General features: G+C 74.1%; 15 protein-coding genes and 3 riboswitches. Of the genes, 4 read left to right on the top strand and 11 right to left on the bottom strand.

Features of this window, described 5'->3' with window-relative positions; translation table 11 throughout:
• Window positions 1-73: 73 nt before the first annotated feature.
• From IC607_RS05350 to IC607_RS05340, 3 genes are all read right to left on the bottom strand, one after another.
• A complete protein-coding gene (locus IC607_RS05350) occupies window positions 74-772 on the bottom strand; it encodes a histidine phosphatase family protein (protein WP_191785984.1) in 699 nt (232 codons plus the stop codon).
• On the bottom strand, window positions 769-1173 hold the full coding sequence (rsfS, locus tag IC607_RS05345) for a ribosome silencing factor (RefSeq protein ID WP_191785983.1): 405 nt from the start codon (window positions 1171-1173) through the stop codon (window positions 769-771). Before rsfS ends, IC607_RS05350 begins: the two co-directional genes overlap by 4 nt.
• A 72-nt stretch (window positions 1174-1245) precedes the next feature.
• Window positions 1246-1812, bottom strand: coding sequence for a hypothetical protein (locus IC607_RS05340; RefSeq protein ID WP_191785982.1), 567 nt, complete (start codon window positions 1810-1812; stop codon window positions 1246-1248).
• Between the two features lie 259 nt (window positions 1813-2071).
• Between IC607_RS05340 and IC607_RS05335 the strand changes: the two genes are divergently transcribed.
• Window positions 2072-2425, top strand: coding sequence for a hypothetical protein (locus IC607_RS05335; RefSeq protein WP_191785981.1), 354 nt, complete (start codon window positions 2072-2074; stop codon window positions 2423-2425).
• 523 nt (window positions 2426-2948) lie between these two features.
• Here the strand turns inward: IC607_RS05335 and nadD are convergent.
• The 8 genes from nadD to IC607_RS05295 all read right to left on the bottom strand — a co-directional run bounded on the left by nadD (window position 2949) and on the right by IC607_RS05295 (window position 10982).
• Window positions 2949-3548, bottom strand: coding sequence for a nicotinate-nucleotide adenylyltransferase (gene nadD / locus IC607_RS05330; RefSeq protein ID WP_191785980.1), 600 nt, complete (start codon window positions 3546-3548; stop codon window positions 2949-2951).
• Window positions 3549-3774: 226 nt separating this feature from the next.
• The gene (locus tag IC607_RS05325; RefSeq protein ID WP_191785979.1) at window positions 3775-5109 is read right to left on the bottom strand and encodes a glutamate-5-semialdehyde dehydrogenase; all 1335 of its coding nucleotides are present in this window, start codon (window positions 5107-5109) and stop codon (window positions 3775-3777) included.
• Window positions 5110-5194: 85 nt separating this feature from the next.
• A complete protein-coding gene (locus IC607_RS05320; RefSeq protein WP_191785978.1) occupies window positions 5195-6355 on the bottom strand; it encodes an LLM class flavin-dependent oxidoreductase in 1161 nt (386 codons plus the stop codon).
• Window positions 6352-6906 (bottom strand): GNAT family N-acetyltransferase, encoded by a 555-nt coding sequence (locus IC607_RS05315; protein WP_191785977.1) that lies wholly within the window; start codon window positions 6904-6906, stop codon window positions 6352-6354. Before IC607_RS05315 ends, IC607_RS05320 begins: the two co-directional genes overlap by 4 nt.
• Window positions 6903-8264 carry an amidohydrolase gene (locus IC607_RS05310; RefSeq protein WP_191785976.1) on the bottom strand — a complete coding sequence of 454 codons (1362 nt, stop codon included), beginning with the start codon at window positions 8262-8264 and terminating at the stop codon, window positions 6903-6905. The genes IC607_RS05315 and IC607_RS05310 overlap by 4 nt, the downstream gene beginning before the upstream one ends.
• On the bottom strand, window positions 8261-8686 hold the full coding sequence (locus IC607_RS05305) for a rhodanese-like domain-containing protein (RefSeq protein ID WP_191785975.1): 426 nt from the start codon (window positions 8684-8686) through the stop codon (window positions 8261-8263). The genes IC607_RS05310 and IC607_RS05305 overlap by 4 nt, the downstream gene beginning before the upstream one ends.
• Window positions 8687-8768: 82 nt before the next feature.
• Window positions 8769-10256, bottom strand: coding sequence for an MFS transporter (locus tag IC607_RS05300; RefSeq protein WP_191785974.1), 1488 nt, complete (start codon window positions 10254-10256; stop codon window positions 8769-8771).
• A gap of 3 nt (window positions 10257-10259) precedes the next feature.
• Window positions 10260-10982 (bottom strand): nitroreductase family protein, encoded by a 723-nt coding sequence (locus IC607_RS05295; protein ID WP_191785973.1) that lies wholly within the window; start codon window positions 10980-10982, stop codon window positions 10260-10262.
• Window positions 10983-10997: 15 nt separating this feature from the next.
• Window positions 10998-11106, bottom strand: a riboswitch (SAM riboswitch).
• Between the two features lie 167 nt (window positions 11107-11273).
• Window positions 11274-11385: riboswitch (SAM riboswitch) on the top strand.
• 20 nt (window positions 11386-11405) lie between these two features.
• Between IC607_RS05295 and IC607_RS05290 the strand changes: the two genes are divergently transcribed.
• From IC607_RS05290 to IC607_RS05280, 3 genes are read left to right on the top strand one after another with little or no spacing between them, the layout of a single operon-like run.
• Window positions 11406-12614: a PLP-dependent aminotransferase family protein gene (locus IC607_RS05290; RefSeq protein WP_191785972.1), complete on the top strand. Its 1209-nt coding sequence runs from the start codon at window positions 11406-11408 to the stop codon at window positions 12612-12614.
• Window positions 12615-12634: 20 nt separating this feature from the next.
• Window positions 12635-13765 carry an LLM class flavin-dependent oxidoreductase gene (locus IC607_RS05285; RefSeq protein ID WP_191785971.1) on the top strand — a complete coding sequence of 377 codons (1131 nt, stop codon included), beginning with the start codon at window positions 12635-12637 and terminating at the stop codon, window positions 13763-13765.
• Window positions 13766-13776: 11 nt separating this feature from the next.
• Complete coding sequence (locus IC607_RS05280) at window positions 13777-15093, top strand: LLM class flavin-dependent oxidoreductase (RefSeq protein ID WP_191785970.1); 1317 nt, start codon at window positions 13777-13779, stop codon at window positions 15091-15093.
• Between the two features lie 153 nt (window positions 15094-15246).
• A riboswitch (SAM riboswitch) is annotated at window positions 15247-15356 on the top strand.
• Window positions 15357-15422 lie beyond the last annotated feature (66 nt).

Genomic DNA, 15422 nt, shown 5'->3' with positions numbered 1-15422 from the left:
CGGAGCGGGCCACCACACCCTTGCGGGCGCTCGGAAAGTTTAGGCCGATCGCGGCCCCAAAAGCCAATCGGGCTCAGGCGGGGTCCCTCGTCTGCTCGTCGGCCTCGGAATCATGGGCCTTGTCGGGTCCGGCGTTCCAGTCCGACGAGGCGTCCGTGGGACCCAGGTTGTAGCCCGTCAGGCGCCACGGTGCCTGGTCGGAGGCCGACGACGACACGAGCTCCGCCCAGTGCGCGTTGTGCATGCCGGCGATCCCCCGCCAGTCGGCGGGCATCCCGAGCAATGCCCCGACCGCGGAGCTGATGGCCGCGCCGTGGGAGACCACCACGAGCGTGTCGTCGCGCCCCAGTGTCGCCGCCAGCTCGTTGACGGCCACCGCGGTCCGCTCGGCCACCACGGCCCGCGACTCCGCGCCGACGCGCGCCGGCTCCCCACCCGCGCGCCACACCGCAAACTCCTGCGGCCAGCGGGCCTCGATCTCGTCGCCCGTCAGGCCCTCCCAGTCGCCGAACGCGCGCTCCCGCACCCGCACGTCGGTCTCCAGCTCGACCTCCGCGGCACGGGCCAGGTACTGGGCCGTCTGGGCCGCACGGCTGAGGTCGGAGCTGACGATGCGCGTGGGCTCGTGCCGCTCCAGCATGCGCGCGGCCGCGGTGCGGGCCTGCCAGCGCCCGATGTCGTCGAGAGGGATGTCGACCTGGCCCTGCAGACGGGCCTCCGCGTTGTAGGCGGTGCGCCCGTGGCGCCACAGCAGCAGGCGACGGGCCGTCACGCGGTGGCGTCCGTCTCGTCGTCCGACGCCTCGCCCGGCCGCGCGTCCTGCGGCAGGTCGATCACCGGGCAGTCCTTCCACAGCCGCTCGAGCGCGTAGTACACGCGGTCCTCCGCGTGCTGGACGTGCACGACGACGTCGCCGAAGTCCACCAGCACCCAACGGCCCGCCGACTTGCCCTCCCGGCGCACCGGCTTGGCGCCGAGGTGGAACAGCGCCTCCTCGACGGCGTCCACGATGGCGCCGACCTGGCGCTCGTTGCTCCCGGACGCGATGAGGAAGACGTCCGTCAGGACGAGCTGCTCGCTCACGTCGAGCGCGATGATCTCCTCGGCCTTGCGGTCGGCAGCCGCGCGGGCGGCGGCGACGGCGAGCTCGATGGCTCTCTCGGTGGCGGGCACGGTTCTCCTCGGACTGGTTCGAGCGGGCCGGTCAGGCACGCCGGTGCAAAGCAGGTCGGACAGGCAGGTTGGTCAGGTGGTGTGCACGACGGTGGCCACGGACGCGGATGCCGACGTGGTCGCCGCCCCCTTGTTCGCGCCGTCCTTGTCGCCGCGGCCGTTCACGACGAGCAGCATGATGAGGAAGCCGAGCACGAACGCCACCAGGGCGAGCACCAGCAGGTGCAGCCACGTGTACGGGTGTCGCGGCCGCTGGTCCTCCAGGTCGAGGTCGTCGTCCTCGTCGTCCGCTCCCGTCGGACCGAAGGCGCCCCCGGCGCCGACCGGGTCCGGTGCCGCCTGCGCCGAGCGGGGTACCGGACGCTCGTCGGGCTGCGCGGTCCACCCCATCGCCGGCGAGGCCGCGGGCTGGCCGGGGGCCTCCTGGGTCGGGGACGGCCACGCGGGCGTGAGCACGGCGTCGTCGACATCCGCCTCGGGCGCGCTCGGCGCGTTCCCGGGCGTCGCCGGGGCGAAGGAGGAGGGCGAGGCCGGACCGTGCGCCCCGGTCGCGGACGCGGCGGCGGCGGTCGCTGCTCCGGCGGCCGGTGCTGCGGGCCAGCCGGTCGCGTGGGCGGGTGCGCCCGCGGACGGCTGCACGGACTGCTGGCCTGCGGCGTGCGTGGTGGCCTGGCCCGCGACGGTCGGCGACCATGCGGACGCCGTGCCCTGCCTCGGAGCCGGCCCGGACGTCGGACGGGTCGGGGACCACGTCTGCCCTCCGGGAGCCCCGGCCTGCGGTTGGGAGGCGTGAGGCCAGCCGGGCTGACCCTGCTGCGTCTGCGGCTGGGCCGGGTGCTGCTGACCGAGCTGCGGCTGTGCGGGCTGCTGCTGTGCGGGCTGCTGGCCGGGCTGGCCCGTGCGTCCCGCTGCCGACGTCGCGGTGCGACGGACCGACTGGGCCGACGACGGCGCACCACCCGGCTGCGCGCTCGCCGCCGCACCCCATGCGGGTGGCGCCGGGCTCGCGGGTGCCTGGCGGGCGGGTGCCTGGCGCGCGGGTGCGTGGCTCGGAGTCTCGCTCGCCGGTGCCGTGCGGGGGGTGGGCGCCGACCAGGACGGTGTCCCGTGGCTGGCCGGCCGGGCCGTCGTCGGGGCCGACGCACCGTTCGCGGGCGACGGGCTCGCGGCGGTCGTGGCGCCCGCCGACGCCGCGGACCACCCGGTCGCGGGACGGGACGATCGCGTCGGGTCGAGCGTCAGGTCGCGGTAGGAGCGGCGCGACCTCGCCTCGTCGTCCTGGGAACGCGCCGGCGGCGGCGCCTGACGAGAGGTCGGCGCCGCGGCGCCCGAGGCCTGCGGCTGAGCCGATGGCTGGGACGCGGGCTGGTCCGGGCGAGACCCCGCGGGGCCGGCGTGCGCCGTCGGCGCTCCCCAGGCGGTACGCGGCGCAGGACGAGCATCCGGCGCCCCCGACGCAACCGGGCTGCCCGCGTGCGGCCACGCCGTCTGAGGCGCCGTCTGGGGCGCGGACCGTGGCGCCGACGACTGTGGCGCCGACGACTGGGCCGCCGACTGCGGTGCACCCCATCCGCCGGCAACCGGCGCAGCCCCGGTGTCCTCGCTCACGCGGCGCGCGCGCCGCGAGCCGGGCGACGGGACGGCGCCCGTCGAACCCGTGGACGCATCCGCCGACGGGGCGGCGGGGGGCGTCGTGGCAGGGGTCGCCTGCTCGACGGCTCCCGTGTCGGGTCCGCGATGGAGGTCGCGACGCCTGCGCCGCTCTCCCGGTTCACTCATGACAAACCTCGATACAACCTGTGCTTGGCGATGTACTGGACGACCCCGTCCGGGACGAGGTACCACACGGGCTTGCCCGCCTGGGCGCGCGCGCGGACGTCGGTCGACGAGATGGCCAGGGCCGGGATCTCGAGCACGTGCACCCGGTCCTGCGGCAGCCCGTCCACCGACAGCGCGTGCCCCGGGCGGGTGACCGCCACGAACTGCGCCATCGAGAAGAGCTCGGCAGCATCCTTCCACGTGAGGATCTGCTCGATCGCGTCCGCACCCGTGATGAAGAAGAGGTCGGCGTCGGGACGCGACTCCTTGAGGTCGCGCAGGGTGTCCACGGTGTACGTCACACCGTCGCGGTCGATGTCCACCCGGCTCACGGTGAAGCGCGGGTTGGCCGCCGTGGCGACCACAGCCATCAGGTAGCGATGCTCCGCGAGCGTGACCTGCTGGTCCAGCTTGAACGTGGGACGCCCCGTCGGGACGAACACGACCTCGTCGAGCCCGTAGGTAGCAGCCGCTTCCGACGCGGCGACCAGGTGGCCGTGGTGGATGGGGTCGAACGTGCCGCCCATCACCCCCAGCCGGGGTCGCCGGTTCGTCATCGCGCCTGGACCAGCCGGCGCGGTCAGTGCTTGGAACCGACGCTGCGGAAGGCGTACGTGACGAAGAGCAGCACCATCAGGGTCCCGAAGGCGGTGAGCCCGTAGATGATCGGGTCGACCGGCAGTTCGTTCACTACCTCTTCGGCAGCGATCACAGCAGCGTGCACGGTGATTCCTCCTGTGCTCGTGGGGGTTGACGTTCAGTGTCGCACGTGGGTCTGTGGGGTCAGGGGCGGACGTGGCCGTCGCCGTGCACGATCCACTTGGTGGTCGTCAGCTCGGCCAGGCCCATGGGCCCGCGGGCGTGGAGCTTCTGGGTCGAGATGCCGATCTCGGCGCCCAGGCCCAGCTGCCCGCCGTCGGTGAAGCGCGTGGACGCGTTGACCATCACGGCGGCCGAGTCGACCTCGGCGACGAACCGCTCGGAGGCCGCGAGGTCGCGCGTCAGGATCGCCTCGGTGTGGCCCGAGCTCCAGGTGCGGATGTGCTCGATGGCCTCGTCGAGGTCCTCGACCACGCGGACGGCCAGGTCGAGCGACAGGTACTCCGTCCCCCAGTCCTCGTCGGTGGCCGGGACGACGTCCGCCTCCTCCGGCGCGAGTGCCAGCGTCGTCTCGTCGCCGTGGATCGTCACGCCGGCGTCGGCCAGCATCGCGATGGCCGTCGGGAGGAACTCGTCCGCGATCGCGCGGTGCACCAGCAGCGTCTCCGCCGCGTTGCACACGCCGACGCGCTGCGTCTTCGCATTGAGAAGGATCGGCAGCGCGTCGCCCAGGTCGGCGCTCTCGTCGACGTAGACGTGCACGTTGCCCACGCCGGTCTCGATGACGGGGACGATCGACTCGCGCACGACGGTCCGGATCAGGTCCGCGCCGCCGCGGGGCACCAGGACATCGACGAGCCCGCGCGCCCGCATGAGCGCGACGGCGCCCTCGCGCCCCCAGGCGTCGATGGACTGCACGAGTTCACCGGGCAGGTGCTGGGACTCGAGCGCCTGCGCCAGCACGTCGACGATGACGGAGTTGCTGGACGCCGCCGCCGAGCCGCCGCGCAGGATCACGGCGTTGCCGCTCTTGAGCGCGAGGCCCGCGGCGTCGACGGTCACGTTGGGGCGCGCCTCATAGATCATCCCGACCACGCCCATCGGCACGCGCACCTGGCGCAGCCGCAGGCCGTTCGGCAGTGTGGACCCGCGCACGACCTCGCCCACCGGGTCCGGCAGGCCGGCCAGCTCGCGCAGCGCGTCGGAGATCGCGACGATCCGCTCGGGCGTCAGCGCCAACCGGTCGACGAGCCCCGCGGCCATGCCGCCGGCGCGCGCCCGGTCGAGATCCTCGATGTTCGCCGCGACCACCCGGTCCGTGGCCGCGACCAGCGCGTCAGCCATCGCGTGCAGGGCCGCGTCCTTGGTGCTGCGGTTGGCCGTCGCCAGACGACGCGAGGCGCGCTGGGCTCGTCGGGCGACCTGCTCGACCTGCCCGGCGACGTCAGCCAGCCCCTCCTGCGGGCCCGTGTCCGAGCCCGCGGCGGCAGCCTGCGCGGTGTCCAGCGAGGTGGTCATCGGGCCAGCGTAGTCCGCCGGTCACGGCGTCGGGGCGGGCGTCCGCCCGTCAGCGCCGCGACCGTCGTCCTGCTCGTCGCTCCTGTCACGCGCCCGTTCCCGCTGTGCGCTGCGGGACCAGGTCGTCGTCGGGCAGTCCGGCCGCCTGCCGTGCCGCCGCGATCCCCCGGGCGCGGCCCGGGTCCCGCGGACCCCACAAGGTCGTGGACACCTCGCGGCGCACCAGCGGCACGACCTCCTCGGCGAACCGGCGCAGGACGTCGTGCTGCTGCTCGTAGGGCAGGACCGGGTTGAGCGAGACCGACTGGAAGTCGTGACCGAAGGACCGGTGGTAGTCGACGATCTTCTCGGCCACCCGCTCCGAGGACCCCACCAGCGCCGGCCCGCGCTCGACGGCGTCCTCGATGCTCGCGAACGACGACGACTTGCCCGGCCGCGCGTCGCCCGCGTGCTTGGCGATGCTGCGCGCCGCGAACGCCTCGTACACCGCGCGGTACTCCCGCGTCGCCTCGTCCGTGGTGTCCGCGAGGAAGAGACCGCCCGAGCCGGCGCCCACGTACCCGACCGCCGGGTCGTGGCCGTGGACCTCGAGCTGCTCGCGGTAGTGGTCGACGAGGACCTGGTAGGCCTCGCGCGGCTGCAGGGCGTTCGCCGAGACGATGGGGTCCCCGTTCCTGGCCGCGAGCTCGACCGCGAAGCGGCTGGTCGCCGAGCCGTGCCAGATCCGGAACGGACCGTCGAACGGCCGCGGCAGCGTGGTCGCGTCGGTCAGCGGTGCGTGGAACGTTCCCTGCCAGTCGACGTGCTCCTCGGAGAGCAGGCGCCGAAGCAGGCCGTAGTTCTCCTCGAGGTAGTCGTACTGGTGGTCGATGTCGAGGCCGAACAGCGGGAAGTGCTTGTCCTCGTTGCCCTTGCCGATGACGATCTCGAGGCGCCCCCGGGACAGCAGGTCGATCGTCGCGTAGTCCTCGGCGACGCGGACCGGGTCCAGCAGCGAGAGGACGGTGACGCCCGTGCTGAGCAGGATGCGGTCGGTGGCCTGGGCGAGCGCGCCGAGCAGGACTGTGGGCGACGAGGACAGGAAGTCGCCCGCGTGCCGCTCCCCCACCGCGAAGGCGTCGATGCCCAGCTCCTCGGCCAGCACCGCGGTCTCGACGACGCGCTCCAGCCGGGTCGAGGGGTCGAGCTGCTCACCGGTCACGGGGTGGGCGGCGTGGGGGACGATGTCGAGGACCTGGAACCTCATGCGGGTGCTCCTTGGGTGAGGGGTGGGACGGTGGTCGTGGTGATGGCGGGTTCGAGGTCGTAGCCGAACGCGAGCAGGGTCGCGCCGTCGACGAACCGGGTCTCGCGTTCCGGCAGGCGGACGAAGCCGAGCCGCTGGTAGAGGCGGTGGGCACCGACCATCCGCGGGCCGGAGTTCATGACGACGCGCCGCGCACCGCGTGCGCGTGCCAGCGCGATCACGTGCCGGGTGAGGAGCTCGCCGATGCCTCGGCCCCGGGCGTGCGGTGCGACGGCGAGGAGCCGGAAGTCGACCTCGTCGTCACGCGCCAGCTCCGAGAGGCGACCACCGACCCGTGGGGTCGCGACCGTCCCGACGAGCTCGCCGGTCGCGACCTCCTGGGCGACCCACACCTCGTGCTCGCGGGCTCGGCCGGCGACGTCGGCGACCGACGCGCGGTAGCCCTCGCTCAACGTGTAGTCGTGCGCGTACGCCTCGACGGACAGGCGGCTGACGTCGTCGATCTCGTGCGGCTCGACGAGGCGGACGACGACCTCCGGGCCCCCGCTCATGCGAAGTACCCCGCCACGTCGAGCACACCGCCGGCGGCCTCGAAGTCGCTCTGCACGGCCTCACGAAGGACCGGGTCGGCCAACCAGTCCAGCGCCGTGAGGGCGAGCCCGAGGCCCCCGTCGACGACCGCCGCGTCGCCCCGCGGCCCGGCCGCGACCTCGGCGAACTCGCGCGTGTGCAGTGCGACGTCCGGGTCACCGACCGCGATCATCGGGTGGATGCCCGGCAGCCGGACGCTGAGGTTCCCGAAGTCGGTCGACGCCGCCAGGATCTCCGGCACCACGCCACCCGCGAGCGCGGTACGTCCCTGCGCCGCCTGATGGGTCGCCCAGCGCGCCGCGAGCGGGCCGTTGGTGCGGACGGGCAGCGTGAACGGCGCGGCGTCCCAGTCCAGGTGGGCCGTCGTGCCCGTGGCGAGCGCGACACCGTGCGCGACGTCCTCGAGGCGCCGGCTCAGATCCTTCAGCGTGGCCGGGCTCGCGGAGCGGACGTAGTACTCGACGCTCGCGCGCTCGGGGACCACGCTGGGTCGCTGACCGCCCTCCCGTATCACGCCGTGGACCCGGTCGCTCGGCGGGATGTGCTGGCGCAGCAGCGCCACCGCCTGGTAGTTCAGCGTCGCGGCGTCGAGCGCGTTGCGCCCCATGAACGGGCTCGCCGACGCGTGCGCGGCGACTCCCTGGTACGTGACGCGCAGCTGGCGGCGCCCCAGGAACGGGTGGTCGACCACGTCGTAGCCGAACGGGTGCACCATGATCGCCGCATCGACACCCTCGAAGAACCCGGCTCGCGCCAGGACCTCCTTGCCGGATGCGCCCTCCTCGGCAGGTGTGCCGAGGAGCAGCACGCGGCCCGCGAGAGTGAGCCCGTCCGCGACCGCGCGCCGCAGCGCCAGGAACGCGCCCGTGGCGGCGGCCGCGATCAGGTGGTGCCCGCAGGCATGTCCCACGTCGGGGAGCGCGTCGTACTCGGCGAGGATCGCGATGGTCGGCCCGTCCGTGCTGCTGCCGTCGTCGGGCCCGTCAGCCGTCAGGCCGGCACGCAACGCCGTCGCGACACCGTGCGTGCCGACCGACGCGGGGACACCGTGCGCGCGCAGCAGGTCGGCGACGGCAGCGACGGACCGGACCTCGCGGTATGCCTCCTCCGCGTAGCCGTGCACGTCGCGGGCCAGGGTGAGCGCCTCCCTCTCGCCGAGTGCCGCCGCGGCGCGCACGCGGGCGACGTCGTCGGGACGCGCACCAGCGAACGGCGACGAGAGCGGGACGAAGGCCGCGCGGCGACGCTCGGTGAGCTCGCGGAGCTCGTCGAGGAACGCCGTGCTCACCCGGTTCGACGGCGCGTCGGTCGTCGTCACTGCGCGGCGTCCTGCGCGCCGGGCTCGAACGGCAGGCCCGCGTCCCGCCAGGCGCCCGCACCGCCCTCGACGTGCACGACGTTCGTGTAGCCCCTGGCGATGAGCGCGGCGGCGACCGGGCCGGAGCCGCGCACCGACCCGCACACGACGACGACCGGGGTGTCGAGCGAGACGACGGGAGCCAGCCGGGTCGCCGACGTCAGGTCGAAGGTCTCGTCCACGGTGCACCGGTCGACGACCGTCGCGCCGGGGATCTCTCCCACGGACGCGCGTCCGGCCGCGCTGCGCACGTCGACGAGGACCGCGCCCTCGGCCACGCGGGCGGCGGCGCGGACGGCGTCGAGCGCCGGCGCGAGCGCCGTCGCCTCCTCGAGGGTCAGGTCCTGGGCGGGTGCCGTGCTGGTCGGTGCGGTGCTGGTCATGGCTTCCTTCTCCTTCACGGTGCGGTGTGTGGTCGGTGCGGTGTGTGGTCGATGAGGCGGATCAGGTCTGGTCCGGACGTGCTCAGGTGGCGGCACACTCGAGCGCCACGACGCCGGGGGTGGTCGACGCCCGCCGGTCCGTGCTCGAGGCGACCGCCGCCGCGACGACGAGCGCCGACGTGACGCCGAGCGCGACGACCGTGGCCCGCCGGTACGAGTCGAGGTCGCCGACTGTTGCCGACGCGAGGACGAGGCCGCCCAGGACGGCGAGCGCGAGCACGGCCGAGATGCGCTGCGCGACCTGGAGGAACCCGGCAGCGAGCCCGGCCGACCGCAGCGGGACTGCCTCGAGCGTGAGCGCCTGGTTGGGTGCGTGCACGAGCCCGCCGCCCGCTCCCGTGACGACCTGCGTGACGATCAGGCCACCCACGAGCACCGCGGGCGGGGCCCACGCGACGAGCGCCGCGCCGACGAGCAGCGAGGTCGCGACGGCCGCCAGCGCGAGCGTCACGGCCGGTCGCCCGTACCGGGAGGAGACGCGCCAGGCGTACGCGGAGCAGATGGCCCCGACCACCGCCCCGGGAGCACCGACGAGCCCCGCCTCCCACGCACTGAGCCCCAGGCCTTCCTGGAGGAACAGCACGAGGACGAGCGACGTGCCCAACGCGGAACCGAACGCGAAGGTCGCGACGAGCGTCCCGGTGGCGAAGCCGCGCAGCCGGAGCAGGTCGGGTGCCAGGATCGGGAGTCCTCCTCGTCGGGCGCACCGCCGCTCCCACAGCAGGAGCAGTGCCACCAGGACGACGACGACCACCACGCTCCCCCAGCCCGCCGAACCCCCGCCGCTGAGCCTCACAGCCGGGACCAGGAGGGCGAGCGTCGTGGCACCGAGCAGCACGGCTCCGACGGCGTCGAGCCGCACGCGTCCCGGCCCGGCGGCGCGGCCGGCACGCCCGGGCAACCACGCCACGCCGAGGACCGCCACCGCGAGCCCGAACGGCACGTTCAGCACCACCACCCAGCGCCACGCACCGCCGGCCTCCCCGGCGAGGCCGACGACCGCCCCGCCGAGAAGGGGCGCGACGACGCCGGCGAAGGCCGCCACCGTCGCGTACGCACCCAGCGCGCGAGTCCGCCGCCACCCCGTGAAGTGCTCCTGGATCAGGCCGATGACCTGCGGGTTCGCCGTGCCTGCGGCCACGCCCTGCAGCAGGCGGCAGACGACGACCACGTCGGCGCTCGTCGCCGTCGCCGCCACGATGCTCAACGCGGAGAACGTGGCGACGCCGGCCACGAGCAGACCGCGCCGCCCGAACGCGTCCCCGAGGCGCCCGGCAGGGACCAGCGCGACGGCGAAGCCGAGCGAGTAGGCCGCGACGATCCACTGCACCTGCGCCGTGCCGGCGCCCAGGGACGCGCGCAGCGACGGGATCGCGACGGTCAGGATCGACTGGTCGACGAGGGTCGCGAAGCCAACGACCAGACAGACCGCCAGCACCCGGTTCTGCGTGCGCGACGCCGGCGCCTCGACGGGCGTGGCGGCGAGGCGCACGGGTTCGGCTGTGCTCACGGTTCAGCGCAGCTCGAAGCCCTGCGCGCGGAGCGCCTCGCCGAGCCGGTCGCGTCCGCTCAGCGCGTCGGGTCCGGACAGTCGCGCCAGGACGCGCGACGTCCAGGAGTGCTCGAGGCCCTCGTCGGCGTAGAAGGCGGCGATGCGGCCCTCGTAGGCGGCGACCTGCGGCAGGTGGACGTCGGCGTCGTACGTCTCGTGGTGCAGGACCGCGGCCTGGGCGAGGCGCGGCTTGACGCGCGGCGCCTCGTCCGGGTCGGGGTGCCCGACGACCAGCCCGAACGCCGCGAAGACGTGGGGCGGCAGTCCGAGCAGCTCGGCGACCTGCTCGGGGCGGTTGCGCAGCGCGCCGATGTCAACCGTGCCGAGCCCGAGCGACTCGGCGGCGAGCGTCGCGTTCTGGGCCGCGAGCGCGGCGTCGACGATGTGCCGCTGGCCGCCCGCCAGCGCCGACAGCGTGGTGCGCGAGCCCGGGTCGCGGACCGCCACGACGCTCCAGAGCTGCAGGTTGGAGCTCGTGGCGGCCGACTGCGCCGCGGCCACGATCGCGGTGAGCTCGGCGTCGGTGACCTCGTCGGGCAGGTAGCGACGCACCGACCGGTGGCCGAGCTGCTGGACGATCACCTCGGTCACCGGCAGGTCTCCCGTGGGCTCGTCGCCGTAACGGCTGCGGACGAGCTCGTCGACGGACGCCGTGCGCAGCTCGGCTGTGCTCGAGACAGACATGGGTGCTCCCTTTCGTGACACTCCTTGCCCGTCGTGCGACGGGCCCGGTCTTGCCCGGGAGCACCCCGCGGTGTCGTGGGGGTTGCTGCCCCGCCTGCCGGGCCAGACGGCGGGGCTCGTGACCTGGCGGGGAGAATCCGCGTCCCACACGGCCATGTCAACGGTCGCTCCGGACCGTCTTGCATCGCGGGACGCAACGCTCTTACCTGCACGATCGCCCGAAGAACGCGTTCGTGAGACGACCGGGACGAACCCTTGACGCGTCCCTGTCCGCGACCTAACTTGCGCGGCGGTCCCGAGTTCCGCCGTCTGGCTCGGCAGGCGGAACAGCAACCCCCACGACACCGGCGGGGTGCTCCCGAGCACGACCTGGCGTCCGCGACCGCGGTCGCAAGCGATGTCCCACCAGGGAGAAGACGTGCCATGACAACCACCGCCGAACTCGCACTGCCCGCGCTGACCGCCCTCTCGCTCGGCCTGCCCGAACCGCACGGCTTCGGGGACGCGAGCCTGCGTCGCCGCAGGCCCGGCGACATCGAGCTGCTCGGAGGCATCCCCGACGACTCGGCGCTGCCGGTGCACGAGGTCCTCGCCGCCACCGAGCGGGTGCTGACCGGGACCGTGTCCGGCCCCGGCTCGTTCCAGTACTCGCAGTCTGCGGGGCTCGACGAGCTGCGCGCGTGGATCGCGGCACGCGAAGGTGTCGACGCCGACCGGGTCATCGTCACGAACGGCGGGTTCCACGGCCTGTCCCTCGCCGTGCTGACCCTGGTCGAGCGCGGCGGGCTCGTCGCGGTCGACAACCCGGTGTTCCCGCTGTTCCTGCGCGCGCTCGAGCTGTCCCAGGCCGCCACGCTCCCGGTCAGCGTGGGACCCGACGGCCTGGACGTGGACGAGCTCGAGGCCCACCTGGTGGGGGGCGCGCGCCCGTCGGCCGTCTACACCGTGCCCGACTTCCACAACCCGAGCCAGGGCACGCTGCCGGCCGAGGCCCGGGTGCGCCTGGTCGAGCTCGCCGAGCGGTACAACGTCGTCGTCATCGCGGACAACCCGTACCGCGAGCTGCGGTTCCGCGGCGCCGACGAGGACTTCGGCGCCTTCAACTCCTCCGAGCACGTGGTGCACGTCAACACGTTCTCGAAGACCCTGGGCCCCGGCCTGCGCCTCGGCTGGGTCGTGGCTCCCCCGCGGCTGGCCCAGGCGTTCGTGCGCCTGCGCAACAGGCAGGACTCGCACACGTCCACGCTCGAGCAGCGCATCGTGATCGACCTGCTGACGCATGACGCGACGTGGTTCGACCGCACGCTCGTCGGCGCCCGCGCGCTGTACCGCGAGCGCGCCGACGCCGTGGTCGACGCGTTGACGGAGCGGTTCGGCGACCTGATCGAGACGCGCCGACCCGACGGCGGCTTCTTCCTGTGGCCGCGCCTGACGGACCCCACGATCGATCCGACGCGCCTGTACGAGGCCGCCGCCGAGCGCGGCGCCTCCTACCAGCGGGGCGAGTTCTTCGCCTCGAGCGGTCGCCGCGAGTTCGCCGACCACCTGCGCCTGGCCTACGGCAACCACCCGGTCGAGACGCTGCTCGCGTTCGTCGACCGGCTCGGCGACGCCTACGACTCCGTCCGCTGAACCCCGATCGAAGGAACTCGATGACCTCCGTCCTGCACATCGCCCTCGAGGTGGACGGCGCCGGCCAGCACCCGGCCGCCCACCTCGTCGAACCGCACACGACCTTCGCGACCCCGGCCGCCCGACCGGGCGTCACGCCCGACGCCCACCGCCTGCGCACGGTGGTCGCCGCCGCCGAGAACGCCGGGGTCACGTTCGTGACGTTCGACGACTCGCTCGTCCCGGTCGCAGGCCGCGACCCGCACCGGGTCGACGCCGTGACGCGGGCGGCGTTCGCTGCGCCTCTCACGTCCCGGATCGGTCTGGTCCCGCTCGTCCACCCCGCCGTCACCGAGCCGTTCCACCTCGCGAGCCAGCTCGCGGCTCTCGACCACGCGAGCACCGGCCGGTCCGGCTGGCTCGTCGGCGCAGGTGCGGTCCCCGGGGCACGCGCCGCGCTGGACCGACCGGTCGCAGACGGCCAGGACCTGGCCGACGAGACCGCCGACGTCGTCACGGTGGTGCGCGACCTGTGGGACTCGTGGGACGACGACGCCGTGATCCGGGACACCGCCACGGGCCGGTACATCGACCGCGACCGGTTGCACTACGTCGACTTCGCCAGCGGCGGCGACGGCCCAGCCGCCTCCCCCGCGCTGCGCTCCGCACCGGACGGCCGACGGGCTCCCTTCACGGTCAAGGGACCGCTCATCGTGCCGCGGGGCCCGCAGGGCCAGTCCGTCGTCGTCGGCCGTGCCGGCGCCGTGCCGGGCGAGCTGCTCGACATCGCGCTCGTCTCCTCCCTCGGGCAGGCGCAGGGAACGGGTGCCCCGCTCGTGCTCGTCGACGTCGCCGTGACCCTGGACACCGACACCGCCACGGGCGCACAACGTCTGGAAGCACTGGACCGGAGCGCCGCGCACACCCCCGACGCCGTCGTCTTCACGGGCTCGGCCGCCGGGCTCGTCGCGCTGCTCACCTCGCTGCGCGGCGTCGTCGACGGCGTCCGGATCCTGCCCTCGGTGATCGACGACGACGTGCCCGTGCTGGTCCGCGACGTGCTTCCCGCGCTGCGCGTGGCCCGCGCGTTGCCGACCCCGCGCCCCGGCGCGACCCTGCGCGACACGCTCGGCCTGCCCCGACCCACCTCGCGCTTCGCCGCGACCGCCTGAAGGAGACGACCGTGTCCGACGACCGTTACCCGAACGCCCACGTCCACCTGGGCGTCTTCTTCCAAGGCGTCAACCACTCGACGATCTGGACCGACCCCGCCAGCGGCTCGCAGATCGACTTCGAGACGTTCCGCCAGGTGGCGCAGACCGCCGAGCGCGGGCTGTTCGACGCGTTCTTCCTGGGCGAGGGCCTGCGGCTGCGCGAGCAGAACGGGCTCCTGCACGACCTCGACGTCGTCGGCCGCCCCGACGCGATCACGCAGCTCGCGGCGCTGGCGGCCGTGACCACCCACATCGGGCTGGCAGCGACGCAGAACGTCACCTACAACGACCCGGCCGACCTGGCCCGCCGCCTCGCGAGCCTGCACGCGCTGTCCGGCGGCCGGGCCGCGTGGAACATCGTCACGACCGACAACGCCTGGACCGGCGAGAACTTCCGCCGGGGCGGGTGGCTGGACCACTCGCAGCGGTACGAGCGCGCGGGCGAGTTCGTCGAGGCCGCGCAGGCCATCTGGGACGGGTTCGGCCGCAGCGTGTCCTACACGGGCAGCACGGTCGACCTGAGGGTCTCCCCGACCGTCGCGCTGAGCGACCACCCGGTGCTCTTCCAGGCCGGCGACTCGCCCGACGGACGCGACTTCGCCGCCCGCCACGCGGAGGTCATCTTCTCGGCGCACGGCACGGACTACGACGACGCGCTCGCGTTCGCCGACGACGTCCGCGCCCGCACCGTGCGAGCCGGCCGCCCCGAGGACGACCTCAAGATCCTGCCGGGCACGCAGTTCATCCTCGCCGCGACCGGTGCCGAGGCCCGCGAGAAGGCGCACTGGGTCAAGGAGCAGCAGGTCACGCCGGCCACCGCGCTCTCGCTGCTCGGTCAGGTGTGGGGCGAGGACCTGTCGTCGTACGACCCCGACGGCCCGTTGCCGGCCCACGACCCCCGCATCGAGCTGGTCGGTGAGACGCGGGGCTCGGCCCGGCACGGCGCGGACCCGCGCGCCCTCGCCCGCGCCTGGCGCGAGCGGGCCGAGGCGGAGAACCTGTCGATCCGGCAGCTCGTGCTTGCCCAGGACCGGCAGCGCGGCTTCGTCGGCAGCGTGGACTCCGTGGCCGACGAGCTGGTCCGCTGGGTGCGGGGCGGCGCGAGCCACGGCTTCAACATCACGCCGTGGCTGGTGCCGACCGGGCTGGACGACGTCGTCGACCACCTGGTCCCGGCGCTGCAGGAGCGCGGCGCCTACCGCGACGCGTACACGAGCACGTCGCTGCGCGAGCACCTGGGCCTGCGCGCGCCGGTCCCCCACCGCGGGGCCCTCGTCGACGCCTGATCCCCCACCCACGTGACCCGTGGGCCGCTCGGCCGGTGTTCCCGGCGCGAGCGGCCTGCGGGTCGCGTCTTATTTCCGACCGATTGAGTCCGAATTGTGAGACGTTCGCGGCCGGGCATTGATCCGGCCCGCCCGGCTTCCTAGGTTCGCCGCGGTCTCGAGTCCCGACGTCAAGCCCTGGCTGGTCGGGCAGCAACCCTCCGCACGTGGCGGGGTGCTCCAGGTGACGACCAGGCACGGCGTCCGTCGTGCAAGCACGCAGCCCGACGGCCATCACGCGCGTCCCGAACGAGGAGATCCCCATGAACGAACGACCGCAGGCGGTGAAC

It is taken from the genome of Cellulomonas sp. JH27-2, assembly GCF_014837175.1.
Taxonomy (GTDB): domain Bacteria; phylum Actinomycetota; class Actinomycetes; order Actinomycetales; family Cellulomonadaceae; genus Cellulomonas.
The sequence above is the reverse complement of the archived record's forward strand: the minus strand, read 5'-3'. Positions and strand labels throughout refer to the sequence as shown.

Bases quoted from the DNA above. Each gene is read 5' to 3' on its own strand.
- IC607_RS05315 (WP_191785977.1), bottom strand. From the start codon at position 6,906: ATGAGCGGGGGCCCGGAGGTCGTCGTCCGCCTCGTCGAGCCGCACGAG.
- IC607_RS05325 (WP_191785979.1), bottom strand. From the start codon at position 5,109: ATGACCACCTCGCTGGACACCGCGCAGGCTGCCGCCGCGGGCTCGGAC.
- IC607_RS05295 (WP_191785973.1), bottom strand. From the start codon at position 10,982: ATGTCTGTCTCGAGCACAGCCGAGCTGCGCACGGCGTCCGTCGACGAG.
- IC607_RS05290 (WP_191785972.1), top strand. From the start codon at position 11,406: ATGACAACCACCGCCGAACTCGCACTGCCCGCGCTGACCGCCCTCTCG.
- IC607_RS05285 (WP_191785971.1), top strand. From the start codon at position 12,635: ATGACCTCCGTCCTGCACATCGCCCTCGAGGTGGACGGCGCCGGCCAG.
- IC607_RS05320 (WP_191785978.1), bottom strand. From the start codon at position 6,355: ATGAGGTTCCAGGTCCTCGACATCGTCCCCCACGCCGCCCACCCCGTG.
- IC607_RS05305 (WP_191785975.1), bottom strand. From the start codon at position 8,686: ATGACCAGCACCGCACCGACCAGCACGGCACCCGCCCAGGACCTGACC.
- nadD (WP_191785980.1), bottom strand. From the start codon at position 3,548: ATGACGAACCGGCGACCCCGGCTGGGGGTGATGGGCGGCACGTTCGAC.